At 39.9% G+C, this 26,561-nt stretch carries 18 protein-coding genes; 8 read left to right on the forward strand and 10 right to left on the reverse strand.

Annotated features, from left to right (window positions below; translation table 11 throughout):
- Window positions 1-23 precede the first annotated feature (23 nt).
- Complete coding sequence (locus J3L16_RS03500) at window positions 24-3,683, forward strand: acyltransferase family protein (protein ID WP_207611496.1); 3,660 nt, start codon at window positions 24-26, stop codon at window positions 3,681-3,683.
- A gap of 72 nt (window positions 3,684-3,755) precedes the next feature.
- On the opposite strand, the gene J3L16_RS03505 is transcribed toward J3L16_RS03500, so the two are convergent.
- Entirely contained in the window at window positions 3,756-5,849 is a 2,094-nt protein-coding gene (locus J3L16_RS03505) for an EAL domain-containing protein (protein ID WP_207611497.1), read from the reverse strand.
- Between the two features lie 473 nt (window positions 5,850-6,322).
- On the opposite strand from J3L16_RS03505, the gene J3L16_RS03510 reads away from it, so the two are divergent.
- Window positions 6,323-7,204: an AraC family transcriptional regulator gene (locus J3L16_RS03510; protein WP_207611498.1), complete on the forward strand. Its 882-nt coding sequence runs from the start codon at window positions 6,323-6,325 to the stop codon at window positions 7,202-7,204.
- A gap of 74 nt (window positions 7,205-7,278) precedes the next feature.
- Here J3L16_RS03510 and J3L16_RS03515 read toward each other — a convergent pair whose 3' ends face one another.
- From J3L16_RS03515 to J3L16_RS03525, 3 genes are all read right to left on the reverse strand, one after another.
- Window positions 7,279-9,090, reverse strand: coding sequence for a choice-of-anchor I family protein (locus J3L16_RS03515; RefSeq protein ID WP_207611499.1), 1,812 nt, complete (start codon window positions 9,088-9,090; stop codon window positions 7,279-7,281).
- Between the two features lie 107 nt (window positions 9,091-9,197).
- Window positions 9,198-10,196 (reverse strand): AraC family transcriptional regulator, encoded by a 999-nt coding sequence (locus tag J3L16_RS03520; protein ID WP_207611500.1) that lies wholly within the window; start codon window positions 10,194-10,196, stop codon window positions 9,198-9,200.
- 9 nt (window positions 10,197-10,205) lie between these two features.
- A complete protein-coding gene (locus tag J3L16_RS03525; RefSeq protein ID WP_207611501.1) occupies window positions 10,206-11,102 on the reverse strand; it encodes a diguanylate cyclase in 897 nt (298 codons plus the stop codon).
- A 376-nt stretch (window positions 11,103-11,478) separates the two neighbouring features.
- Between J3L16_RS03525 and J3L16_RS03530 the strand changes: the two genes are divergently transcribed.
- The 5 genes from J3L16_RS03530 (at window position 11,479) to J3L16_RS03550 (ending at window position 21,533) form a co-directional block, all read left to right on the forward strand.
- Complete coding sequence (locus J3L16_RS03530; protein WP_207611502.1) at window positions 11,479-14,184, forward strand: TonB-dependent receptor; 2,706 nt, start codon at window positions 11,479-11,481, stop codon at window positions 14,182-14,184.
- 17 nt (window positions 14,185-14,201) lie between these two features.
- Complete coding sequence (locus J3L16_RS03535; RefSeq protein ID WP_207611503.1) at window positions 14,202-16,127, forward strand: phytase; 1,926 nt, start codon at window positions 14,202-14,204, stop codon at window positions 16,125-16,127.
- A 292-nt stretch (window positions 16,128-16,419) separates the two neighbouring features.
- Window positions 16,420-18,909: a TonB-dependent receptor gene (locus J3L16_RS03540; RefSeq protein WP_207611504.1), complete on the forward strand. Its 2,490-nt coding sequence runs from the start codon at window positions 16,420-16,422 to the stop codon at window positions 18,907-18,909.
- A 211-nt stretch (window positions 18,910-19,120) separates the two neighbouring features.
- Entirely contained in the window at window positions 19,121-20,512 is a 1,392-nt protein-coding gene (locus J3L16_RS03545) for a glycosyltransferase family 2 protein (protein ID WP_207611505.1), read from the forward strand.
- Complete coding sequence (locus J3L16_RS03550; RefSeq protein WP_207611506.1) at window positions 20,505-21,533, forward strand: sulfotransferase family 2 domain-containing protein; 1,029 nt, start codon at window positions 20,505-20,507, stop codon at window positions 21,531-21,533. Before J3L16_RS03545 ends, J3L16_RS03550 begins: the two co-directional genes overlap by 8 nt.
- A 351-nt stretch (window positions 21,534-21,884) precedes the next feature.
- Here J3L16_RS03550 and J3L16_RS03555 read toward each other — a convergent pair whose 3' ends face one another.
- The 3 genes from J3L16_RS03555 to J3L16_RS03565 form a co-directional block, all read right to left on the reverse strand.
- Window positions 21,885-22,739, reverse strand: coding sequence for a sulfurtransferase (locus J3L16_RS03555; protein WP_207611507.1), 855 nt, complete (start codon window positions 22,737-22,739; stop codon window positions 21,885-21,887).
- Window positions 22,740-22,796: 57 nt separating this feature from the next.
- Window positions 22,797-23,489 carry a cupin domain-containing protein gene (locus tag J3L16_RS03560; protein ID WP_207611508.1) on the reverse strand — a complete coding sequence of 231 codons (693 nt, stop codon included), beginning with the start codon at window positions 23,487-23,489 and terminating at the stop codon, window positions 22,797-22,799.
- Between the two features lie 273 nt (window positions 23,490-23,762).
- A complete protein-coding gene (locus J3L16_RS03565; RefSeq protein ID WP_207611509.1) occupies window positions 23,763-24,614 on the reverse strand; it encodes a LysR family transcriptional regulator in 852 nt (283 codons plus the stop codon).
- 113 nt (window positions 24,615-24,727) lie between these two features.
- Here J3L16_RS03565 and J3L16_RS03570 point away from each other — a divergent pair, with 113 nt between their 5' ends.
- Window positions 24,728-25,378 carry a glutathione S-transferase gene (locus J3L16_RS03570; protein ID WP_242698632.1) on the forward strand — a complete coding sequence of 217 codons (651 nt, stop codon included), beginning with the start codon at window positions 24,728-24,730 and terminating at the stop codon, window positions 25,376-25,378.
- Between the two features lie 324 nt (window positions 25,379-25,702).
- On the opposite strand, the gene rpsQ is transcribed toward J3L16_RS03570, so the two are convergent.
- From rpsQ to rplP, 3 genes are read right to left on the reverse strand one after another with little or no spacing between them, the layout of a single operon-like run.
- Window positions 25,703-25,960, reverse strand: a complete 258-nt coding sequence (gene rpsQ, locus J3L16_RS03575) for a 30S ribosomal protein S17 (RefSeq protein WP_207611510.1) — start codon at window positions 25,958-25,960, stop codon at window positions 25,703-25,705.
- Entirely contained in the window at window positions 25,960-26,151 is a 192-nt protein-coding gene (rpmC, locus tag J3L16_RS03580; protein ID WP_207611511.1) for a 50S ribosomal protein L29, read from the reverse strand. Before rpmC ends, rpsQ begins: the two co-directional genes overlap by 1 nt.
- The gene (gene rplP, locus J3L16_RS03585; RefSeq protein ID WP_207611512.1) at window positions 26,151-26,561 is read right to left on the reverse strand and encodes a 50S ribosomal protein L16; all 411 of its coding nucleotides are present in this window, start codon (window positions 26,559-26,561) and stop codon (window positions 26,151-26,153) included. The genes rpmC and rplP overlap by 1 nt, the downstream gene beginning before the upstream one ends.

Below are 26,561 nucleotides of genomic sequence, written 5' to 3' on the forward strand. Positions count from 1 at the left end.
CTTTTTTCATACTAGGAAGGGAAATGAAGGTAGTTTTCTACATATTAGCGATACTCATCGCGTACGGCTCATTCTACCCGTTTAATTTTGACCTCAGCGTTATTGACGAAGCCCGAATAAATGCTTTGTTTGATTTTAACATTACGCGGACTACGCTCAGCGATACCATTGCTAATATTGTACTTTTCGTTCCCTTCGGTTTTCTTTTCCTATCTACTCACAGACACAACACAAAACTGAGCCGCATTGGTTTATTTGTTTTATACGGCTTTATTTACGCATTTATCATTCAAGTATTGCAGCTGTGGATGCCCGCGCGGTTGCCGTGGGGCGGTGACGCAATTCTTAATACCATCGGCTTTGGCTTAGGCTATGGTTTTGCCCTTGCCTTAAACAACCGATTTACAGCATCAATCAACCTTGTATCAGATATTCAAAAAGTCAGTTTTGCCATAGGACTTGGCCTTATTTTCATGAAATTAGCGCCCTTTGCTCCCTCTTTGGATTTGGGTGTATTAAAAGACAATATTAAACATCTCATTGCTCATCCTGAAATCAATGCTTTTTGGTTGTTTGAAAATACGGTGACTTGGTTAGTCGCATTCTATTTATTGTCACAAGCTAAGATAACTGCGCTGCGAAACGACAAACTCTTCATGCTACTAAGCGCAGTGCTTACAATTAAGTTTTTCATTGTTGCTAACCAAGTTAATTTGTCTCAACTTTTAGGCGGTGTATTAGCTTTCGTATTGTGGATAAAATTACGTGATTACATTAGTCCCTTATTGCTATTCTCCGCCTTATTACTATCGGTATTGGGGAATGCATTTTACCCATTTGAACTTCGCGAAGTGGCAGGTTCATTTAATTGGTTACCCTTTATCGGTTCACTAAAAGGCAATGTATTACTCAATATTCTCGCAGTAACCAAAAAGTTATTTTTGTATGCCGGTTTAGTGTGGCTTTTAACACTTCAAACTAAGCGCATAGGATTAAGCACAATACTGTGCAGTTTAGCCATATTCACGTCAGAATATTTACAGCGATTTATGACCAATTCTGTATCCGAATCTACCGATGCCGCATTAGTTTTATTTATTGGCTTTATTCTTTCTCGTCTTTCTTTAAATGAAAATGAGTCTTCAATTAGCCAGAATAAATCGTTTAACAATCCAGCCCCACAAGTGCCTTATCCATCAGCTTTATCCTCCTACATTCCCGGCTTAGACGGATTACGAGGAATTGCAGCCTTATCCGTGTTTATTGTCCACTTCCAGCAATTCACTCATATTGGTGGACAAGTCGGCCCTTTTGATTTTGAGCGCTGGATGGTGAACGGTAATACGGGCGTAGCCCTGTTTTTCACACTTAGTGGATTTTTGCTCTCCATTCCCTTTTGGCGATCGTACCAAACGGCAAAGATGCCTAATATTAAGCGTTATTTTGCAAGTCGAATTGTCCGTATTGTTCCCATTTACTATTTATGCTTTTTCGGACTCATTGCATTAAAAAGTTTTTCTGGCGCAGAGGTTAATTTCAACAATATCATCTCTCATTTGTTCTTCTTGCATAACCTAAAAGATTATCAAGTAATGAGCTTAAATCCGCCATTTTGGACTCTGGCAGTAGAAGTCCAATTTTACATATTACTTCCTCTTATCTTTTTTGTGATTTCTAAATTAAACTCAATTTCTAGCCGTCTAATTGTACTTATAATCATGGCGCTGAGTGTAGTTAGCTACCAACTTCTTATGGGTTCGTTAGAATCTTATACTCAGTGGCCAATCACTGTGCCTCTGATCTGGCCTTTCGGCATTGAACTCACAAGTATTAAAAGTGCTGCGCTAAAATACTCGACTCTGGCCCATCTACCTCACTTTTTAATAGGTGTATTAGCGGCCAGCCTGTATTTAGGAAAAAGCAAAATTAAGTCTGCCAACGTTGCAGAAAGCCTATTTTGGCTAAGCTGCATAGGGCTGATCGCTATATTAGCGACAACCATAGATACCTCACTACAAATACAATATGGTCGTTATAATTTCCCCTATGTACCACTGCTTTTAGGGCTCGTAGTATTAACAGCCCCATCTACTGTATTGGCTAAAAAGCTACTGGAATTACCTATCTTAGTGTGGGTGGGTTCAATTTCCTATGGCATCTACATTTTTCACTACCCGATACAAAAAGCCACATTACAAGGCTTCAAATATGCCTCGCTTGACTTAGACTCCAATGTTGCGCTTTATGCTGGGATATCTTTGCTTTTAACCCTATTCGTTTCTCATTTATCCTTTAAAATTATTGAACAACCACTGATGAACTGGTTAAAACGAAGAAACCCTCCAGTTATTTCACAACAAACCATTGTTATTGAAAATAACGTTGAACCAAAATCACCTAACAATAAGAAAAGTTCCCGCTATCCACTGCTCACTCTAACGGCCATCACAGGTTGCGGTGCATTAGCCTATTTTGTGTATAGCTCCACATCTCCAGCCTCATCCATTGAGCAAGCTAGCTGGGCGAACGACAATTACTCTGTCATTTTTGATCACCATGCTCATACCGACTATTCCGACGGGTCTTTACCAATGTCTACCCTAGTAGAACACGCCTATTTCAACGGTTGTGATGCAATGGCAATAACAGATCATACAAATACTCTATCATCGCTAACACATGAAAAACTGGATACTATTGAGAGCTTGCGCAAAGCCTATCCGGGACTCATGATTTTAGCCGGTGTAGAAATTGGCATGTTGTCTTACGACCAACGGGAGCATGTAAACCTTCTTGCTCACCCGAATACAGAGCGGCGTTTACTGCCTGAAATACTCGCAACGTTAAGCGATTCAGTATCAATTGAAAAAGACCAGCAGGACCACTTCTTAATTCAACGAATTAATCAACTAAACATACCCAAAACACAGATTTTTACGATTTATAACCACCCGAGTAGAAAGGACATTCGAAAAGAAGAAAACCTTGACGACCTAGAAAAATGGAACAAAAACACGCCATTTATTCAAGCTTATGCTGGGGCTCCAGGCCACCAAAAAAATACGCCGATTGGCTCATATAGGGATTTATTCCGAACTGAAGACAGGTGGGATCCGGCAATATCCGAGGTAGGGGGAACATGGGATAAAGCGCTGGCTGAAGGCATAAAAGTGTGGGGTGCTATTGCATCGTCTGATTTTCACAATGCCAATATAGATTACTACCCTTGTGAATTTGCTCGCATCCATGTTGATGTTCCATCAAAAGACTATGCAGGCTTATTTGCAGGGTTACACGCAGGTACATTTTGGGCAGATCATGGAAAACTCTTATCTGCGTACAATTTTTCTATCGAGCTACCTAATACCGGTGATGTTGCCAAACCTGGCGCAACTATTACGCTGCCCACAGATGAACTGCTGCTAACCATTAACGCAAACTTTAAACGCAATAAAGCATACAAAGAAGACTTTATACGCTTTGATGTGATTTCGAACTGTGGGTCTGAAGAGACTCAAGAAACCCGTTATTATTTCCCTCCAGGTGAAAATAAGCGGCAAGTCTTTGTTCCGCTATCCTCTAATAAAAAAGCCTGTTACGTCCGCAGTAGAATTGTAAAGGAAACAGTAAAAGACAATGATTTAGCCGCTTATTCCAATCCAATTATGGTTAAGTTCAAATAAGCTATTTGTTGATGTTGTGGAACTAGAAATGTAAAAATCGTCTTTCACTATCCTTAGCTTTTTAACAGCAAATTATAATTCTGGCTCTATAAAGGTAGCTACTTCACTAGCCAATTTATACACATCTAATTTAAAAAGTTCATCAATAGGCATAGGCTTAGACAGCCAATACCCTTGCAAGGTATTACAGCCTTCTCCAACCATACGTTGAAACTGGCTTTTGGTCTCTATCCCTTCTGCACAAATAGATAAATTTAAGCGCTTAGCCAAATCAATAATACTTTGAGTAACCAAAACACTGCGAGAATTATCTTCTAAACCACAAACAAACTGGCGATCAATTTTCAACGTATCCACTTGAATTTGAGTAAGATAAGCTAGTGAAGAAAAGCCAGTCCCAAAATCATCTAGCGAAATAGAATAGCCTCGCATTTTTAGTGAAGAGAAAAACCGGTGTGTTTCTTCAAAGCTCTCTAAATACGCAGATTCCGTTACTTCAAACTCTATATTGCTTGGCCTTACTTGATAATCACTACTTTTATCAACAATATAATCAACTAAAGACATATGAATAACATCAATCGCAGATAAATTTAAGCTGACTTTGATATCGTCGCCGAAGTTTTTCACCAATCGAGCCATATCTGAAAAAACGGCATTGATAACCCAGCGAGTAATTTGAGGGATTTTTCCTCCCTGCTCGGCAATAGGAATAAACTCAGTAGGAGATACAAAGCCCAACTCCTGATTTTGCCAACGAATGAGTGCCTCAAATCCAGTTATTTTCCCATCCGGGTTCATTTTTGGTTGGTACACTAAACTAAATTGATTTTCTAATAATGCTGATGAGATTGAATTAGCTATTGATAACTTCCTTAAGTGCCCCTTCACCATACTTGCATCAAAGTGTGTATAGCAGCTCTTGCCCGACTTTTTAGATTCGTACATTGCAATATCGGCATAACTTATCAATTCTGACAATTGATACGAGGCTTGTGATGCTGATGCAATTCCAATGCTAACCCCTATATGTAAGTCCAGTCCGTTTTCAACAAAAGGTAGTTTCATTGATTTAAGTACTTTTTCCGCAATTGTGGCTAGCGACTGCGCACTCTCTGGCGCATGAGGTATTAACAAAAACTCATCACCTCCAAGTCTCGCTAACCTATCGCCTTCGCGCAAGTTGTTACTTAAACGCGTCGCTACTTGCTCTAGCACTGAGTCACCACTATCGTGGCCCAAGGAGTCATTAATAGCCTTAAAACCATCGAGGTCAAAAAACATAATATTTAAATCACTTCCTTCCCTTTTTACTTGCGCCAACTCCACTCTTAAAAACTCCATAATGAACTGTCGATTTGGTAACCCTGTTAAGCTATCGAAGTTCGCAAGTTGCTCCATCGCATCTTGTTGATTTTGTAATTGATTAGATTTTTTCTGACTAACATTTAACTCATTTTCAATAGTGTTAATCATCTTATTGATGCTGTTCGCTAAGCTTGAAATTTCATTTCGCCCTTTTATATTGAATCGAGCTTTATAATTTCGAGTTTTAGTGACTTTTCGTGTGAACGCAGTTAGCGCAAATACCGTAGAAAATTGTAATCGCAACATCCATGCAAAAGTAAACGCTACTATTAACGCGCATAAGACACCTAAGGGAATGGCATTTTCCATCATTTTATGGCGAGCAACTATAATAGGCGTATTCACATCAACAACTAAGTACAGCTCTCCTAATTGATAATCTGGCGACCCTACAATTTGCTTCAGATAAAAATAGCCGTCCCCCAACAACGTATTATTAGTTAAACCAACAAAGTTATTTTTCAAAGTAGCGCTAGCTGTTAATTCAGGGCTACCGGCTTTCCCCGTGTAGGCTTGAATTAACTGCTCATCTTTATCATAGACATAAGCTGCTACTACAGATTCATGGAGGTCTAGCTTCAATAAATTGGAGGTCACATCGCTCAAAACAAATTCAGAGGCGAGTGCCTTTACTAAATCTTCACTTGTATTTTGAGATAATGCGACGAATGATTTTTCTATATAGTTCCGATACTGATTCTCATGTTCAACTACACTTACAAGAATAAGCAAAGTAGCAATAAGAATTGAAAAAAGTAGTGAAGTCAACGTTAGCATCGACTTAATACTGGATGTCAACTTGGAGTCCTTAAAATATGTTTATTTACTAATATTAGAAACCTTTAAAAACAGACAAATCATTAAGTTTACTTGCCTTTCTTTAATATCAAGGTTACTTCGATTAACCATAAAGTATAGTACAAATTTTTCTTCTGGTGCTTTTTAATCAAAGATTAAAAATGAGATAGCATGACAAAAAGTAAAATGAATTTCGGCTAGCTTTACCGCACACTGAACTACTCTTGCGGGGTAAGTTCGGCATGGCTTCTGACCTATGAGCTAGCCGAGTTAACACAGAACACAAAAGACTGTCTGAGCAGCACGCTCTGGAACAAGGACAAACACAAGTACTCATTAAGTACGCTTTAAACCGGCTTAAAGACGATTGAAAAAACCAGTCAAATAAACGGATAAAAGAATAGCAAGAAGCGTCAAGACGACGCCTATTAAGCAGACTATACTCGCTCCATGTTTGAAATGGCGCGATAAGCATGCAAAAAAGAACGCAAAAAGAGAACCTTGCTCAATATGAAACCCGACTATCTAGGGTTATGGAATTCATTAACCATAACCTTGATGAGGATTTATGCTTAGAAGAGTTGAGTCAGGTTGCTTCCTTATCTAAGTTTCATTTTCATCGAGTGTTTCATGCCTATATTGGCACAAGCCTAGCTAACTATATTCAACTTATTCGATTAAAGCGGGCCTCGTTTCAGCTTGCCTTTGAACAGCATAAAACCATCATCGACATAGGCTTGGAAGCTAGAATCAACAACCCAGAAACCTTTACTCGTGCATTCAAGCGTCATTTTCAACAAACGCCATCTGAATTTAGAAAAAATCCACAATGGCTTCAGTGGCATTCGCCGTATCAACTTTCAAACAAACTCAATAGGAAGCAACCCATGAATGTCAGCTGCGTTAACTTTCCCGAAACTCAAGTTGCACTTTTAAGCCATATTGGTCCAGCCGAAATGATAATGCAAACAGCCTCAAAGTTCATAGCTTGGCGAAAAACAACTGGGTTATCCCCCATAGCAACTAGCAAGACCTTTGGCATTCCTCATAGCGACCCTAAAACCACAGAGCCAAGTGAATTTCGCTGGGATGTCTGTGGCTCAATTAACCAGCAAATTCCCTCAAACAACTATGGTGTTGTTAACTCTGTCATTCCTGGAGGACGATGTGCAGTGTTACAGCATAAAGGCAGTCACGACACTCTCGATCAGAGTATTTATTATATATACCAACAATGGATTGGAGAAAATAACGAAGAACTAAGAGATTTTCCTTGTTTCTTTCACTACCTCAACTTTATTCATGACGTCGACGAATGCGACCTACTCACTGATATTTATGTCCCTTTGAAGTAAACCAAAAGAAGCCATAAAAATTTATGGCTTCTTTAAATCGTATTGATCTTGCTTAAATAGAAGTCACTCAATACTTATTGCGCGCGAACTTCCCACACTGACACAGAACCAGAAATTTCATTGCCAACGATAAGCCTAGCTGAACTGCTATCTGTAGCGGGAATAAAAGCCATTCCTTCAGGCCCCAAATCTCCCGTTATATCAGCGCCTTCTACCAAACCTCGGTTATAGAAGTAGTGCAAGAAAGAGACGTTAAAGGGATTCGTCACATCATAGGCCAAAATACCGCTCATACGCTCTAAACCTATAAAGGCAATAGTACGGCCGTCAATTTCACCTATCGCTAAGGCTTCAGGTTCTGCACCTTTGGCATCAGAACGAGTATCGCCTTCATTTTCGTCTTCATCATTATTGAATGCACCTCCATGTACTGCAGAAGTAATACGCACAATGTCATCGCCAGAATCAAAGACTAGCGTGCCATTGGCATCAAAAATAGAGAAAGAACGTCCACCAAAGGTATATAATTCTTCATAGGTGTCGTCGCCGTTTCCATCGCCTAACTCTGTAGTGACTTGCAATCGGCCAAGATCATCATCGTCATTGTTCACATTGGCAAAAGCAGCGACTTCTAGCGTTAAATCTTCGGCGCGAATTTCATCGGTGTAAGACAAACACCCATCATCGTCATCAAAATCTAAACCATTGGCTGCTATACAGGCATTTTCATCCACTACATCAAAAAAGTATTCTCTTGCATCACCTTCATTGGCTGTAACAATAAAATCAGCTCCTTGCCAACGAATAGTCGCAATGGTATCCGGTTGGTAAATGCCGAACAAATTATCATAACGCTGCAAATTAATACCGCCATCTCTGTCTGACGCATCAATGAGATATTGGCTCCAGCCTTTGAATCCTAATCCTCTTACATCAACTAAGGTATCTGTCGTTAAATCAACTACAGCCATTGCGTTATTTTCTTGCATGCTAATGTAGGCTGTAGTGCTGTCGGCAGATACTGCTACATATTCAGGCTCTAAATCCATCGCCACGGTAATGTTAATGTCAACGCCATTAATTGTCCTACCGCTAGGATTAGGAAACACAGCTCCTTGAGCTTCTAGCTCAGCTTGCATGTCGTTGTATGGCGTAAAGCGAATAGCAATTGCAGTATCGGCAACTTCGTTACCCGTAATATTGATAATGCTAACTGTACCTTCTGGGTCAATTGCATAATCACCGCTAGGCTCACCTTCGTTAGCAACAATAATTTTGCTGCTGTCAGGTGAAAACGTGACCATATCGGGTAATACACCGACTTCAATATTTTTAATAAACACTGGCGCTGCACCTGCGATATCGTACAACGCAATTTGCCCATTAGTGGCAACGTCATCCGCCGCCATAGCCACAGCAAGTAAACCAAGTTCATCGGAAATCGCAATACTGTTGGCGTCGCCACTGGTATTGTCCGAAAGGTTAATTGAATTAAGAATGTCTAAATTTGTATTATTAACAACGCCTTCTGCATCCACCGTCAACGCAGACGGATCTGCAGAAGACAAATCAAGGATTTCTACTGTGCCATTGTCACCCGAGCTGTTTATCGCAAATAGGTAACCTGTACTTTGTTGGTATTGTACGATTTCTGCCGCGCCCTCAGGCGACTCAGCATTCAGTACTGTGCGAGCGACTAATGTTGTCGAAAGTCCAGATAATGCACTTGCACCATCAACGCCATCTTCACCATTTGTGCCGTCAACGCCATCAATACCGGCATCACCAGTTCTGCCATCATCGCCATCACACGCACTGAGTGTTGCGATTAAAAAAGCAGTAGACACTGCTAGTGCTAATCTATTTTTAATCAAAGGTGTAGTCATGTGTTTGTTATCACGTATTCAATTATTAAATTGAACGATAAGTAACAAATATGACATTAAGGTGCATTTTTTGTGAAAGAAAAGTGACGGCACCATTAAAGACGTGGTTAACTAAACCTTAGTTGATTTGGTGTCACTCCGGTCCAACGCTTGAAAGCACGTCTGAAATTGGTCACATCATTAAATGCCAATTGAGTTGCAACCGCTTCGTTTTTCATACTTTTTACACGCAACATAAAAATGGCTTTTTGTTGATTCACGCCATCTTGTAATTGTTGGAAACTGGTATCATGCTGCTTTAATCTTCGCTTTAGCGTTGCAGGGCTCATATTTAATTTTTCAGCAGTTTGCGTGAGGTTAAAATTGTGGAAGTAAATCAGATTACGCACATATTCAACAAAGCTATAATGCAGATCATTATTTTTGCTTAGCAACTGCTTGGCGCTGCGCTGTAATAAGCGACTTGGCATTGCGAGCTCAGTCTCTAAATAACGTAAATCAAAATTGATAGACAATATCGGCTCATCAAAACGCAATCTGTGGCCTAAGTTTTTTTCGTATTCCTCAATATGACGAGGCCGAGAAAAAGGAAACGCAAACGAAAACGGAATACGCTTGCCAACAAGGGTTTTACAAGCAGAAATAAAGGCGGTGCAATAAATTTCTAAAATATAGTGGTAAAGGTCACCACACCCAATAGCATCATTCAGTAAGAAATACCCTTTATCCTTGTGCTTATGAAAATAACCATGAACAAAAGGACAGAGTTGCTGGCGCACAAGGGCTAACACTCGAAACGCATGCTGCAAGCTACCACAATGAATAAGACTGGCGTTGAGCGATGTATTTAACGTTGGGAACAATCGATGACCAAGCAAAAATGCACTGTTGTGGCCGGGCATTAATGCCCTGTAGTTCGTTAACAATCGCAGTATTTGATCTGGGCTGAATTTGGTATCAACGCGTTTCAAATCACTAACGAAAATTCCCGTGCCTTTTAGCAAGCGATCCTCATTGACTCCTCTTAACTTAGACAAATCATAAATCACCGTTGCCATTTGTGGCGCGGGTATGAGCTTATCATCTCTGTAGGCTATAAGTGACACCGTTAACTCCTACACAAACTGCTTTTGGCTTTCGAGCTGACGGTTAATTCGACTAAGTAGATTGTCGGTATTGTCTTTTTCTTTGGGGCTTTCTGCGGCAAAGGCCAATGTGTGAAACACTGCATCACCTTGTTGTCCGGGTTTAAAAGCCAAATGAGAAATGGCATTGCGGATTTGTTTTGCAATCACTCTCGCTTTGCTGTTGGTCGTGTGCGGTAAAAGGATGATAAATCGGTCTCCAGCATAACGACATGCTGTATCAGTTTGCCGAATATTCATAATAATCAGCTCTGACACTTCTCTTAACAATCGATCGCCATCTTCATCCCCGTACTCCTTGTTAAACGCATTAAAATTGTCGATGTCTAACATGATCAGAGAAAAATCAAAATGCCGCGTGTCGAGCAACTGTTGAATGCGATCTCGCATGTAATCCGCACTATTTAACTGAGTAACAAAGTCCACATGAGTATGTTCTCGATAATAGTATTCTCTGCGCTTGAGTTGGTTATTCAATACCACCTGCTCTTGATGCCATTGATACAATGCCCATGTCATTAAACACATTCCGATTGGTGCAGGAATAGATTCAACTAGACTTAACCACATCGTCGCAGGGTATTGAATAAACTCATCAAGTAAATCGATAAGCGAAGACAACATAAAGCATGAAAGCCCCACCACAAGTAGCAATGTCACTCGACCTGGTGGACGACTCAGAAGTAAAAAGAACAGCCAAATTAATGTCATCAAGGTAATTCCACCCTCACCGACAACATCAAACCATTCAATATCGCTAGGACTTTTAGGCTCTCCTAACCCAATACTTAAAAGTAAGCCGACAAAGAACAAACACACAACAAAGGTCAATAGACGGAAATGAGAAAACAGCAGCGAAAAGTTCATGTTAAGTAGCCAAATAAATTAAGTTCTACAGTTCGTGCCCGAAGATGCTAGCGACTGCATTGTGTTGGTTGAAGGGTCATTTTAGCTCACCGAATGCGACAAAATGGTGACAGTTGTATCGTTTTGTTGAATTTTTAGCTGTTTACAAACACCAATAAAAATCCAGCGTTAGCCTACTGGTAATGCCTTGACTGCAATACTAGAAGCTCAAACAAGAAGGTCATTAAAGCTCAACTTTGAAAGATATTGCGTTTATCTCGTGATGAAACAGGAGGATCGTAAGCCCAATTCACACACTAGTCATAATTGTGTCACTTTTTGTCTTTAGCGTGCTCATCAATTGAACCTTTACTCACTGAAAACGAGCAAAACAAACATGAAATTTACTCACTCACTAGTTGCTATGGGTTGTTTAGCAGGCATCGCAACGCAGGCGGCATTTGCCGCATCTGGCGGTGTTCAAGGCACGCTTTCCGATAGTGCGAACACAGTACTCATTGAAGGGGCTGTTGTTAAAATATTAGAATTAAACACCAGTACAGTCACTCAAAGTGATGGCAGTTTCCGCTTTGACGACCTTGCAGATGGCACCTATACAATAGAAATCAGTTATATTGGTGCTGAAAAAATTCAGCAAGAAATAAAAGTTAAAGATGGCCAGCTGTTAACCCAAGCGTTTGCCTTAGGTAACGACGCAGTTGAAACCATTGTGGTGCTAGGCCAACGTTCTGGTCAAGCGCAAGCGTTGAACCTTCAACGTAGTGCCGACAATTTAAAATCCATCGTCTCTGCAGATGCTATCGGTCAGTTCCCAGATAAGAATGCGGCGGAAGCATTACAACGCTTACCTGGCTTGTCCATAGAAAGAGACCAAGGTGAGGGTCGTTTTGTCAGTATTCGCGGTATCGACCCCAATTTAAACAATGTCACCATTAATGGGCTAAACGTTCCATCCCCTGAAGCTGGCGTAAGATCAGTGGCATTAGATGTCATTCCATCTGAGTTAATTGAAGGGTTAGAAGTCACCAAATCCGTCACATCAGATTTAGATGCTGATGCTATCGGTGGTTCGGTTGAAGTAAAAAGTTTAACTGCCTTTGATCGCAAAGGTGTAAGCGCATCATTTTCGGCGCAAGCGAGTTACAACGAATTAGTGGAAGATACCAGCCCTCGAATTTCAGCTAGCGCCACTAAGGTGTTTAACTTTGGCAAATACGAAAATGCCTTAGGTGTTGCAGCTGCAGTGTCTTATTTCGACCGTGATTTTGGGTCTGACAATATCGAAAGTAATGGCGATGATGAATTAGAGCAGCGGGATTACCTGATTAACCGAGAGCGTTTGGGTGCAGCACTCAATCTTGATTTTAGACCCAACGGAGACAACCAGTACTACTTACGTACTTTGTACAGTCGTTTTTCCGACGACGAATACCGTTTAGCCAACGTATTTACCTTTGACGGTGAAGATTCAGAAGTGGCAAGAGAAACCAGAGACCGTTTCGAAGAGCAAGAAATTCTATCTATCTCGGCAGGCGGTAAGCACTATTTAGCTTCGTATTGGCAAATAGATTATCAACTAGGCTATTCAGAGTCATCTGAAGAACAACCCGATGCCTTGCAAACCGTGTTCGAAGTCGATGATGTAGACATTGATTCCGATTTTATCGGACCTATTCCTACCATTACTCAAAGCCCACGCTCATTAGATTTAGCTAATTTCGAGCTAGGCGAAATAGAACTCAACAATAATTTAACTGAAGACCAAGAATTCACATTAAAAATCGATATTGCAAAAGATTTCGACTGGTTAGGTAACCCCGCTCAAGTGAAGTTTGGTTCAAAATATCGTGATAGAGAAAAATTTAACCGCGCCGATATTGTCTTTTTCGATGGTGATTTCGATAGCGTGAACCCAGGTGAATTTGCCACACAAACTCCAGATTACCCCTTAGGCGACTTCGGTCCTGGAATAAGCCGAAGTGGTTTGCGAACATTTTTTAATGAACAGCGAAACAATTTTGATATTGACCCTCTGCAATCTCAACTTGAGTCAGATGGAGAGTCATACAACAGTGAAGAAGATATTTTCGCTGCATATGCGCTTACAAAAATAGATATTGGCAACCTTCGTGTCGTAGCAGGTTTGCGTTATGAAGGCACTGATTTTAGTACTCAAGGTAGCGTTGTAGAGCAAATTGAAGATGAACAAAACGACATAGAAACCGTTGTAGCCACGCCTGTCTTAATTGAACGAGATTACAGCCATTTTGTGCCTAGTTTGAACCTTCGTTACGAATTCAACGACAATCTAATCGCCCGCTTTGCATACACGCAAACCCTATCGCGACCTAGATTTGAAGATTCCGCTGCATTTCAACTCATCGAATCCACAACAGAAGAAAACGATGAAGGCGGTTTTGATGTTGAAAGAGAAGCCGAAATTGGCAACCCATTCTTAGAAGCCACAGAGTCAGATAATATTGACCTAGCAATAGAATACTACCCCGGAAAATTGGGCGTTATTTCTGCGGGTTACTTCAGAAAAGACTTAGACAATTTCGTTGTCTTTGCTGATGTGGCTGGCACTGCTGGATTTGAAGGTTTTGACGAAGTCATTCAACCTATCAATGGTGATTCAGCAGAAGTGCAAGGGCTGGAATTATCTTGGGTAAAAGGCTTCGACAACGGATTTCTTATTTCTGCTAACGCAACCTTTTCCGATTCAGAAGCAACCACATTTCTCGATGGTGAACGCTTTGAAACCTCGTTACCCAACCAGTCAGATACAATTGGGAATCTGACCTTAGCTTACGAAAACACAAAGCTAAGTTTGCGTCTAACTTGGGTTCATAAAGGTGAGAACTTCGAAGAAATAGACGATGATTTATTATTATTTGAAGACGATCACAACCAAATAGACTTCCGTGGGAAGTATTCGGTAAATGATAATTTCCAATTGTTCTTCAACGCAATTAACATAAATGATGAGCCTTTCTACACATTTTTCGACGAACGCGCTAACAATGCACAATTTGAAGAATATGGACGCACATTTGAACTAGGATTCACATGGAAGCTATAAACAAAAACGCATTAAGCATGAGTAAAATCACGCTTGTAACAATCGGGTTATGGCTATCGCTAATGGGATGTAGCCATTCTACTTCATCAGAAAGTAAAGGTTCTGAACCTGTAGTATCCCAATTAGGCGAAGCTGGCATTAAAGGCAATGGAGCCATTCCTCTAGAGCTTGATAATGGCACTCACTGGTATGTAACTAGTGAATTAAACGGTTTGTGGGTGCTAGATGACAAAGGTCATACTCATGCTCACAAAGACGGCAATTACGAAGCGCTATCAGTGCAAAGGCTATCCCCAGAAAAAGACCTTCTCGCAGCGCTAAATAAAGAAAGTGGAATGCTTGAATTGATGACATTCCATCGTTCTGAGCTGACATTTCAATTTATTGATCACATTGAAAACCCAAAGGCTAAACTGGAAAACCAGTGTTTTCATAATTCAGCTGAAGGCTACCTTTCGCTGTTAGCTATTGATGTTCAGGGACAAGTTGATGAGTGGCTTGTATACGACAAAAAGCATGCTGCACACAAAAAACAGAAGCTTCGTTCCTTTTCTGCGGCACCCAATACTATTGCTTGTGTCAGCGATAGCGAACGTATCTATTTAGCTGAAGAGCACATTGGCGTTTGGTCCATTCAAGGAAATATTGAAACTAAACTAGTTCGAACACCTGTATTGCTTAAAAGCCCAAACAGCGACTTAAAGGACGACGTTTCTGGCCTATCCTTGTTAGCGGATAACACCTTGGTGATCAGCTCTGAAGATGCGCACGCAGTGTTTTTGGTGAATAACCATAAACAAGAACAAAAAATTCAAAAAATCTCGTTTGGCGAGGAAATTAAACCTCGAACAGCCCACGGCTTCATCTCTGATGGTCAGCTACTATTATCTATCTACGATGATGAAGGAGATCAATACTTAACACGTCGCATTTCCTATACAAGTTACCCAAAAGCGAATCAGAAAACACATTCAGGGAATGTTGTAGAAGCTTCATTTGAAACCGAGCCAGTAAGAAAACACGGTGACGCTGCTGACGACCCCGCTATTTGGGTTAACAGCAAACAACCTCAAAAGAGCCGAATTCTGGGCACAGATAAGCGCAGCGGATTATCGGTTTATGATTTTAATGGAGCCGAACTTCAACATCTGAATGTAGGCCGATTAAACAATGTTGATTTGCGTACCGAACTGAAAGTCGGCGAAAAGACATTGTCATTGGCAGCCGCCAGTAACCGCACTCATAACAGTATTAGTCTATTCAAATTGAATGAGTCAAACGGCGATGTCTCTCATTTAACGGAGATCCCTACTACACTCGATAACATTTATGGCTTATGTATGGCGTCTTGGAACAGCCGTGGCTATGTTATTGCTAACGATGCAGATGGTCGCTACCAAATACTTGAGTTAAATCAGCAAAATGCTGCGTTAAGTGCTCAAAAAGTTCGCGAATTCACATTACCTAGCCAGCCAGAGGGCTGCGTGGTAGACGACAATTCTGGCTATCTTTACATGGGTGAAGAAGATGCAGGTATTTGGCGAACATCCCTTCAATCGGCAACATCAAGCATCGACAAATTAATCTCTGTTGGTGAACATTTAGCTGCGGATGTAGAGGGGTTAGCTATCTATGTTAAAAATGAAAAAGAACGCTTTTTAGTGGCTTCTAGTCAAGGTGACGACAGTTATGTTGCTTATCAAATAGATAACGGACTTACCTATTCTGGGCGATTTAAAGTAGGTATAAATATGAAAAAATCTATTGATGGCAGCTCAGAAACTGATGGTCTAGCGGCTACCTCTTTACCCTTGCCGGGTTATCCGAAGGGTATCTTAGTCGTACAGGATGGATACAATCAGCTACCCAGTGAACCACAAAATTTCAAGATTATTGATTGGCAAGATATTGGGCCACTTCTGCTGTCTACTGAGGCACATTAATTACATTTGGTGGGTTGTATAAACCGATGCAACTCACCCCTACAACACACCTCCTAAGCGCACCGAAATAAAGCAAGTGACGCACCATGTTAGACATCAACCAGTCGATTATAATGTTGCAAAAAATCTAGCTATAGATTTAGTTCTTATAATTCAGAATGTTAAATAAAAACCAAACCCTGACCACTTGGACAAGTTTTTGGCATCTTTCCTGCTATTTGAATGATTGAACGTTAACCTATGCTTTCGCGCAGCAAAGAATAACTACAAAACACACACTTAGGAAATAAGAATGAAACACACCTCTATGACTAGAACCTTGTTAGCAAGTTCAATTTTATTAGGACTGACTAACATGAGCGTTTACGCTCAAGAGTCTGAAACGGATGAAGCAGATGTTGAAAGAATTGAAGTCAAAGGCTCTTTAGGAAGTTTGCCTGGACAAGATGTAGAGTCTGTATTTGGTTTTGGGAAATCTATTCTAGAAACCCCCCGTTCAGCATCTACTATTAGTGGCGAACAATTAGAGCGTTTTAGCGTATCTGATATTGACGAACTTGTTGCATTCTCTCCAGGTACGTTTACTCAGTCTTTCTTTGGTGTAGCGGGTTCTTTGGATGTACGTGGAACACCAGGTGAAACTTATTTTAGAGGGGTTAAACGCTTAGATAACCCAGGAAATTACCCAACTCCTATTGGAGCCTCAGGCCGAATCGATATTGTTCGGGGGCCGGCTTCTCCAATTTATGGTCCTGCTAAAATTGGTGGTTACCTAAACTTTAATCCTAAATCTGCGCGCGCAGCTAGCGGTCAATATTTAGAAGCTCCAGAGGGCGCAATCTCATATACTGCAGGTACTTGGGACAAAAGCATACTAACTGCTGAAGTTGGTGGGCCTGGAAAAGTTGCTGACAAAGAAGTGGGTTACTATTTCTACGGTGAAATTGAAAACTCAGGTAGCTACTACGATAATACAGATACTGACCAAACCATACTACAAGCATCATTTAACATTGATATTTCGGATAAATTCCGAATTGAATTTGGTGCTATGTATCATGATTACGAAGGCAACCAAGTTGCTGGTTGGAACCGGTTAACTCAAGACCTAATAGATAACGGCACCTATATCACGGGTACTGCTCAACCATTGGATACCGATGGCGATGGCTCTATTTCTCATGCTGAATTTGGGGCTTCTACCGGAGTTCAAGCAACTGATTTCGATGGGAACCTTTCATTCGATGACGCTGGTAATCCAATCTTTATAACCAATAGGGATTTGATCAACCCTTTCATCTTTACTCCAGCATTCGAGAATGGCCTTGCAGATATTACTGACGCGTTTTTTAACCCTCTACAAGCACTGGAAAATGTAGGTACTACCACACTAAGTAGAAACCAAGTTTTAGTCGCAGCTGATGATACGTTGGAAAATGAAGCAATTACTTTGTATTTTGACGCTATTTACTACACAGATAACGGTTGGGAAATTAAAAACCAATTGTTCTTCGACTCATACGATAACTTAAATGAAAATGCCTACGGCTTTGCTCAGTTTCATGATTCTTGGGTCATTGAAGATAAACTTATTTTTGCAAAAGAATTCTTCGGCAATGGCTGGGAATCACAAGTTCAACTTTCTCCTTCTTTGCGTTACACCGATTTTGAACACGGTGATGATTTCACTGATGAATATTTCGACAGACGTGACTTAACAGGGCCTTCCACAGCACTTGATCGCCGTTTGTTAGCGACTCGCAGTGGCGAAGATTTCGATAACTACGACGTAGGTGACTACCTTGACTTAGGTGTTGCTGCCCTTGTCGATGTGACTTGGGACTTTGGCTTAAATGTTGTTTTAGGCTTGCGCTACGATACTATCGATATCGATTCTACAAGTAGAGAAGAGCTATTACTTTCAGGAACACCTGGCGTAACGCCAGACATTTCTGCTAGTTCAACCGAAGAAGGCGCATCGTGGAACGTTAGTGTTTCTTATAAAACGCCTATAGGCTTAATTCCATATATTACCGCCGCAGAGCAAGGTACATTAGTTGCAGGTCAAGGTGCTGAGATTGGCGTAGGTCAATTAGCAGCCGGAGCATTTGATACATCAGAGTTATTTGAATATGGTGTTAAAGGTTCTTTCTTAGATGATTCGCTGTACTTTGCATTGTCTATTTATGAGCAAGAAAGAACTGACTTTAGTGCACAAGCTATTGTAACTAATGCCACTACAAATACAGAAGGTTTAGAATTTGAACTACGCTGGGTTGCGACTGAACAGTTGGTACTGAGTTTAGGTTACACTAATGTTGAAGTAGTTAATTTAACCGCCATTAGTGAAGGGTCTCAATTTAGCTTTCTTGGCGCAGGGGATTTACCCAATGTTACTGACCCATCCATTTTGTTTGGTGGCGCAGCGATTGGTCTAATTCCAGTAAATAGTGAAAGTGACGCTCGTAAAGCAGGTATTCCAGAAAATGTCTACACTGCAACTGCTACTTATGATTTCCAAAATGGTTTTTCTGTTAACGGTAGTATAGTTAGAGCCGATGAAACTTTCTCTGGTTTCTCTCAGGCAGTTGAGTTACCAGCCTATACCTTAGTTAACGCTGGTGCGAAATACGACGCTGAAAACTGGTCAGTTAGTTTAAACATCAAAAACTTAACGGATGAACGTTATTTCCGTGCTAACTTCCCAGACTTGTTTGGAAGCCAGGTTGTATTACCAGAGCTACCTAGACACTACCAAGCAAAATTTGCTTATAAGTTCTAAACTACTATTTGGGTAGATTTAATCAAATGACAAGCCCCTCATAGTAATATGAGGGGCTTTTTTATGTATGCCAGCAACTGTAGGGAAACCGGACATAACGCTAAAAAATACACGATTTAATAAACATGAAAAGTACTTAGGGAAGCAACTTGTCGAAGAACCTTGTTATAATGAATAGTTCACGTTAGATAAAGAAAGATTTAACATATTTATGAGAGACACAGAATCAGTAAAAGTTAAGTTAGCGGCTATTGCTAGAGATGAAGCCGCTTATTTACCTGAATGGATCTTCCATCACCTTGAATTTGGTTTTGATGAAATCGAAATTTACATCAACAACACCAGCGACAATTCATTAAAGGTGCTTGAAGCTATAAGTGTTACTCATCCTGTAGTAGCAACCAATGCTGATGCTTTGTATCAATCATCTAACATTAATTTTCAACCGTCAGCTTACAAAGAGCTAGCAGATAAAGCTATCGCTGATGGCTTCACTCATATCATGTTTTTAGATATTGATGAGTTTTGGACTCCGGCTGATTTTCAAACAACAATTAAACAAGCCTTACAGAAGTTACATTACCCCGAAGTCTTGTGCCTAAATTGGTTTATTCACTGCGATGAGGACGAGTTTTCTTCATGTTATAAACGTCGAATTGAAGGGCTAAATGATCGCCATGTAAAAACCCTATTTCAGTTAAATATACACTGGGATAAAATTGACATACATAACGTTATTGGCAAGGAAATTACCTATACTCGTGGGGATGGTTCCGTATTTAACTTTGGCGATTCTTCTCAATGTGCAATTACGGAAAGGCCTAAAGTCGCTCATGACTTTTTTATCATACATAGAATGTTTAGAAGCCAAATGGAATATATTGCTTTAATTGGGCGTGGCAGGCCAAATAAAGATAAAATTAAAACGAGCAGAGGTGGTTATTACACAAAAAATCCCACTGACATTATATCTTTTGAAGCCGATAGACTCAATGAATACTATAGACGTTTCGAGCAGTTCATTGATGAATGCCAATTATCACCTCTACTTAATGAAAGTCGAAATTTCATCCGTGAACGCTTTGAAAATGTTATAGAGTGGGCCAAAACCGCATCTCCAGATGATGCAGTTAAGTTTATTAAAGTGTTTCAGAGAGTCGACCTTTCTAAAGTTGCTAAAGTTAGAAATAAGCTTATTAATGAATTGAAATTGGCGTCTCTAGACAGTGGGGTTTTGACTCATTACAACAACTCATCCCTATTACTGTTAATGTTAGCTAAGTTATTGAAAAAATTAGGCCTCGATAGACTAAGGCTGTTAGTACTTTTAAAAGTTACTAATTCAACTCCTATTCTAGATATTGCAAACATAGATAAAAGCCTCAATCATGCTTTGTCTAAGGTCAATTACCCCAAGCAACAACATGCGGATATTTATCGTGAATTAGCTATTTATTGGTATGAAAGAAATGAAATGGCTATCGCCAATGTATTTATAAGTAAAGCCAAAGAGCTTCGTCCAAATGGATCGTATATAATGAGACTATATAATGAAATATCCACTAGTGATAGCTCACCCGACAATGTAAGAAATAATGTTTAAAAAATTTATTAAGAGTATTTTTTCAGAAAGAAAAGACACATTTGAAAGTAATCATTGTTTACCAAGTAAACTAGGCTCAATGTTCTTTGTTCATATTCCTAAAACGGCAGGAACTAGCTTCAGAGCTTCTTTTGAAAATGAATATAAAACGTATAACGATTATGGCGGTAGTTCTAATTTCACCTCTAAAGAAATTCAATCTTGTATATATGAAGATAAAGACTTTGGTGCCTTCAAAAACCTAGTTAAGTTAGATGAGTCTAGTTGGATTGCAGGACATGTCCCATTAGAAAAATATATCAATTTTATACCGTCTAGTAATATTGTTACTTTTGTACGTGAACCTATTGAGCAAATCATTTCGCACTATAATCACTATACGCAACATCACGACTTTTCAGGCGACTTGGGGGCATTTCTCGACCGTGCCTTTGCCAAAAATCTACAAAGTAAATGTTTATCATATATGCCTTTAGGTTTAATAGGTTTTGTAGGTGTCACTGAATATTATTCAGAATCACTGGTGCTGATTAATAAACAATTATCACTAGAACTGGATAATAGTAAAAGGAATGTAAATAAGAATAAGACAATTACTGCAAACTCAATTGCTAAAGATGATCTTAAAAAGCTACAGGCCAACAACTCAAAAGATATCGAAATGTATAAAGAAGCCGAATTTATACATAAGCAGCGCACTAAGTTACACAAAGAAGATAAGCCCTGGAGTTATGGCGTTGCGTCCATAAATGGACGTAATATTTTACACGGTTGCGCTTTTCAACATAACACAGATAGCCCAATTACCCTTGAAGTGAGGTTGAATAATGAAACTATAACTACCTTAGTAGCGAAATCTTACTATGGTGCTTATGCTAAAGCGAATTTTCCTAGAGACCGCTATGTAGGTTACCAATTTGCTTTACCTAAAGACATAACCAGTGATGACATCATTGATGTGTTTGTCGAAGGTACAGGTCAGAAACTGAACTTTAAGCCGCTACAAATTAAGCGTAAATAGCGAGTATTGACCTTTTTTATTAGTTATATGCTCACTGTGTTTAATCGGATTATTAATGCTGGCAATTGGGTTTCTAAAATTACTAACTTTTATTGAATATGAAAGCTCACTATAGAGCTTTTTATGCCCGTAATAGCATTGTGAGTCAACTACTTATATGCAAAAAATCCGGTCAAAAAGAGTAATTTTAGTTTAAATAATGCTCGACGAATAAACAGCGAAATTTATTTGGCAAGTGGGTGTTAAATAAATTTTATAGCTTACGTTCAGAGAGCGAAATATTCTTGGTAGTCTTCAGCATTAGATGAAAACTACCGGTTATTTTAATCAATTGCTTTTGGACTTTCCTTCTTAGTTTTGGGGAAAGCCTTCTTCTATTGGCATATCTAAATCTTGTGCCCATTCATTCCAAGAACCGAAGTAAGTTGAAACATTATTGAAGCCAGCTTGCTTCAATGCAACGTAGGTATTTGATGTTCTTGAACCTTTAAAACAATATAGCCATATAGGCTTGTCAAAATCTAGTCCTATATTACGGCATTCTGCTTTAACTTCCGCAGCTGATTTGATGCGTTTACCTTTATCGCTTGCTTTCATCATACGATACCATTCGATCCATTTTGCTCCTGGAATTCGTCCTTTTCTCGGGCTGAAATCTTTGCCATAGGGTGAACTGCTTTCTGCAATCCACTCATCCACGTCTCTGACATCCAACAAGGTCACTCGGTCTTTTCCTAGTTCGTTAAACACATCCTCTTTACCTACAACAAGTTTCAAGCCTGAGTCGTCTGCAATGAATTTCTGTGGTTGTACTTCAGTTATCTTGTTGGTTGTCTCATAACCCTCTGCCTTCCAAGCTGCTAGGCCACCGTGTAACACATGAGCTTGTGTATGACCTAAGTAAGATAGCAAGAAAAATCCACGACAAGATTGCCCGAATCCCTTGTCCATGTCTTCTTCATAGAAGACAACAGTTGTTGTGTTACTGATACCAGCATCTCCTAATGCGTCAGTAAATTTCTTGCGCATAGCCTTAATACCTTGCGGTGTAGATGCTGCCAAATATGTGAATATTTCATGTATATTTACAGCTCCAGAGATATGTAATTTTGCATATTCTTCTGGTGATCGAGTATCAACAACAGTGACATCAGGCCCTGTCATAATAGCGGCCAACTCATTAACTTCAATTAAAATGTTGCTCATTGTTTGTCTCTCATCTGTGACTGCCTAATCGCCAATGACGTAGCATCCTGGGTTTATTTATGCATTTTCGACACGGGCAAGTTGCTTCTGTACTTCAGTTAAGTTGCCTGATTTTATCCAAACCTTTGCACCTTCTTCTCCCGCAGTCGCCTTGATTGCTGTGCCAATTGGCGTGCGTAGCCAACTGTGTTTAACTAGCGTATCTTCGCTTTCTCGAATATCGCCATTAAGCACGAATAACTCCGCACCCTCAGGGCATTCAATGGATACCGTTGCATTTGGAGCGAAATGTAGCAAACTAACTTCTTCATAGTCATCTTTAAACAATGGCGTGACTGAAATGCCTGGATTGTTTTGATCAGGCACTGAGCCCATTGCGTCCATACGTAGTTTTACATGCTTTCTGTCTTCAGGTTGGTATTGCCATAATTTCACAAAAATAACACAACCATCTTCAGAGCCAGGGGTGTGGCTGGACTGGGGAGGATTTCGGACATATGATCCGACAGGAAAGTCTCCATGTTCGTCCTGAAATACACCATCCAATACGATGAATTCTTCTCCACCTGTGTGTACATGAGACGAGAAATGGCTGCCAGGTGCGTAGCGAACAATTGTTGTTGCTCTTGCAACTTCCCCACCAATTCTATCTAGAGGGCGGCGGTCAACACCCGCCATTGGGGATTTTATCCAACCTAATGATTCACTATGAACAACTTCACGTTTTTCAAAATCTGCCGCAATCTTCATATTTAATTCCTTAATTATTAGGGACGATTTGCCACCACCTATCAACAGGTAGATAAAACATACGTGAGAATCTTAATCGTGTCAATCTATCGATAGGTAGATTTAATTAAAAAACTGTCATAGAAAGAGTAAGCCATCTCTACAGCACTCCTAAAAGTCGGGCGTCACCATGGGTATTTGACGTGTCTCTGCTACGCAAATTTTTTTGACTAATATTCTAACCATTACCATTTTGGTGCAATTTTTAGTTTTCTTTAATTTAGCTATAAGGGTTTACTGTAGCATCGTTTTGAATAAAGCCGTTTCTAGTGCTTTCACTCTTTGCATATTATATAAATCACTGTGAGATAAGAACCAAATATCTAGACTCCACGTATCCTGAGACCTAATGCATATTAAGTCATCGTCAGCATCTCCTAATAGTCTGGGAAGTAAACTTGCGCCAATACCTTGTTTTACCGCGCTGTATTTCACCATTGTACTGTTGGCTCTCAGAGTAATAGTCGGTTTAGCAATAAGAGCATACATCCATTTGTGCAGCTGACTTTGTATCATTGTTTCGTCATCGATAATCCATTTAAGCTTGTTTAAATCACTAGCGTCGAGAATCATACTTTTGTGAACATAGACCCCATATTTGAGTGTTGCGAGCTGTTTTCCTTTTAGGCCTGCGGGCTTTTTAGAAATAGCCCTTAAGGCTACGTCAGCATCTCTTCTGCCTAACGAAGCGAACTGTGATGATACGTTTATCTCTGTATTAATTTCAGGGTATGACTGTGATAAATGCAGTAAGGCCTTTGTTAGAAATGCTTGGCTTAAAAAATCTGAGGTAGCAATGCGAATAGTGCCCGATATACGCAGATCTTCTCCTGCTAATTTTAGATAAGCTTGTTCAACATCTAGTTCAATTTTTCTTGCTTTATTCGCTAAAGCCATACCCTGTACAGTTGCTGTATAACCACTATATTTTCGATTAAAAAGTACAACTCCTGTTTGGTGCTCTAGTGTGTCCAATTGCCTTAAAACAGTGGCGTGGTGAACACCTAATTTCTTAGCAGCGCCTGACAAACCATTGCCATCAACTATGGCTAAAACGAGTCTTAAGGAATCCCATGATGCTTTCATTTCTTACCTACCCTGTGCATTTATGCACAATTGTATATCAATTTTTCAGAATGTCGTATCTGCTGTTAGATCTATAAAATCTAGCTTAATATTAGACGCTAGAGAGATTTGGAATGATTACATTTTATGACACAAAAGGGTTGCCAAATCCTGACCGGATTCGCATTGCATTCAAAGAGAAAGGTGTATTTGATCAAATAAAAGTCGTTCAAGTTAACCTTTGGGAAGGTGAGCATAGAACAGAGGGCTTTAGAAAAATAAACCCAAATGCAACAGTGCCACTGATCGTATTAAAAGATGGAACTGCGATATCCGAAAGTACAGCAATAACAGAATACATAGACCATCAATTTGAAGGGGTTAATCTAACCGGCCGGTCAGCTGAACAGCGAGCTGTTATTCATATGATGCAAAGACGTGGAGAACAAAAAATAGTAGATGCCATTGGTGCATACTTCCACCACGCGACCATAGGTTTTGGTCCTGAAGTGGAAGGGAAGCAAAATAAAGAATGGGGACAATTACATTATGAAAAAACACTCCAAGGTATGCGCTATTTTAATGATGTATTAAAAAGTAACAAATATATTGCAGGCGATATCTTTTCGATGGCTGATATTACCGTATTCACAGGATTGAACTTTTCAGAAACATTTCCAAAGGTAATGATTCCAAAGGATTGTAATGCACTTTTAGAGTGGCGAAATAGAATGTTCGAAAGACCCAGTTGTATAGATTCTAAAGAACAAATGAATCTTGTTTAATACTGAACTAGTTCATATTCACAAAACCAAGTCAAAATGATAAGTTGAATGAGCACATTCAAGCTGCTTGTGACTTGGTATTTGAGGTTAAGAAGCAACCGGCAGGCTGCACGGAGCCGATTTTGCACAAACGCCGTTTGGAAGCAAAAGTCACTAGTGCAGTGTTAGCTTTTACAGGTTCAAAAAAATGACATTTCTTCTAAAAAATAATCGTTTGATGCAATATATTAAATGAAATTGATAAGATAAATAGATTTTTTTACGGAACAAAAAACCCGGCTAAAAGCCGGGTTTTTATTCATTTAAGAAAAATGCGTCGAGTAATTACTCAGCACCTTTTTCTATAACATCTACTAATTTCCAAGTTTTTGTCTTAGAAATTGGACGACATTCTGTCAATGAAACTAAGTCACCTTGGTTACATTGATTGTTTTCGTCATGGGCATGTAGTTTTGTAGAACGTTTAATAAACTTCCCATAAATTGGGTGCTTAACAAAACGCTCAATAACAACAGTGATAGACTTATCACCTTTGTTACTTACCACACGACCCTGCACTGTACGAATTTTCTGTTCAGTCATTAGCCTTTAGCCTTTTCGGTCAGAATGGTTTTTACACGCGCAATAGTACGACGCACCTTTCTAAGCTGGTCAGTTTTTTCAAGCTGTCCAGTGGTGTGTTGCATGCGTAAGTTGAACTGTTCACGAAGCAAGTTAAGTAGCTCTGCATTCAATTCTTCAACGCTTTTTTCTTTCAGTTCAGTTGCGTTCATTACATCACCGTCCGAGTTACAAAGGTTGTTTTAAATGGCAGTTTAGCCGCTGCTAATTCAAACGCTTCGCGAGCTAATGATTCTGGAACACCTTCCATCTCATATAACACACGGCCTGGTTGAATTTGGCATACCCAATACTCAACGTTACCCTTACCTTTACCTTGACGAACTTCCAAAGGTTTTTCAGTAATTGGCTTATCAGGGAAAACTCTTATCCAGATTTTTCCTTGACGCTTAACGTGACGAGTCATAGCACGACGTGCAGCCTCGATTTGACGCGCAGTCATTCGACCACGGCCAGTCGCTTTAAGACCATAAGTACCAAAGGCAACTGTTGCTCCCGCAGCCATACCGCGGTTGCGACCTTTGTGCATCTTACGGAATTTCATACGTTTAGGTTGTAACAT

It is taken from the genome of Alteromonas sp. 5E99-2 (genome assembly GCF_017368475.1).
Taxonomy (GTDB): Bacteria; Pseudomonadota; Gammaproteobacteria; order Enterobacterales; family Alteromonadaceae; genus Alteromonas_F.

Coding starts and splice junctions, on each gene's coding strand:
- J3L16_RS03500 (WP_207611496.1), top strand. CDS start 24: ATGAAGGTAGTTTTCTACATATTAGCGATACTCATCGCGTACGGCTCA.
- J3L16_RS03510 (WP_207611498.1), top strand. CDS start 6,323: ATGCAAAAAAGAACGCAAAAAGAGAACCTTGCTCAATATGAAACCCGA.
- J3L16_RS03515 (WP_207611499.1), bottom strand. CDS start 9,090: ATGACTACACCTTTGATTAAAAATAGATTAGCACTAGCAGTGTCTACT.
- J3L16_RS03525 (WP_207611501.1), bottom strand. CDS start 11,102: ATGAACTTTTCGCTGCTGTTTTCTCATTTCCGTCTATTGACCTTTGTT.
- J3L16_RS03530 (WP_207611502.1), top strand. CDS start 11,479: ATGAAATTTACTCACTCACTAGTTGCTATGGGTTGTTTAGCAGGCATC.
- J3L16_RS03535 (WP_207611503.1), top strand. CDS start 14,202: ATGAGTAAAATCACGCTTGTAACAATCGGGTTATGGCTATCGCTAATG.
- J3L16_RS03540 (WP_207611504.1), top strand. CDS start 16,420: ATGAAACACACCTCTATGACTAGAACCTTGTTAGCAAGTTCAATTTTA.
- J3L16_RS03545 (WP_207611505.1), top strand. CDS start 19,121: ATGAGAGACACAGAATCAGTAAAAGTTAAGTTAGCGGCTATTGCTAGA.
- J3L16_RS03550 (WP_207611506.1), top strand. CDS start 20,505: ATGTTTAAAAAATTTATTAAGAGTATTTTTTCAGAAAGAAAAGACACA.
- J3L16_RS03555 (WP_207611507.1), bottom strand. CDS start 22,739: ATGAGCAACATTTTAATTGAAGTTAATGAGTTGGCCGCTATTATGACA.
- J3L16_RS03560 (WP_207611508.1), bottom strand. CDS start 23,489: ATGAAGATTGCGGCAGATTTTGAAAAACGTGAAGTTGTTCATAGTGAA.
- J3L16_RS03565 (WP_207611509.1), bottom strand. CDS start 24,614: ATGAAAGCATCATGGGATTCCTTAAGACTCGTTTTAGCCATAGTTGAT.
- J3L16_RS03570 (WP_242698632.1), top strand. CDS start 24,728: ATGATTACATTTTATGACACAAAAGGGTTGCCAAATCCTGACCGGATT.
- rpsQ (WP_207611510.1), bottom strand. CDS start 25,960: ATGACTGAACAGAAAATTCGTACAGTGCAGGGTCGTGTGGTAAGTAAC.
- rpmC (WP_207611511.1), bottom strand. CDS start 26,151: ATGAACGCAACTGAACTGAAAGAAAAAAGCGTTGAAGAATTGAATGCA.
- rplP (WP_207611512.1), bottom strand. CDS start 26,561: ATGTTACAACCTAAACGTATGAAATTCCGTAAGATGCACAAAGGTCGC.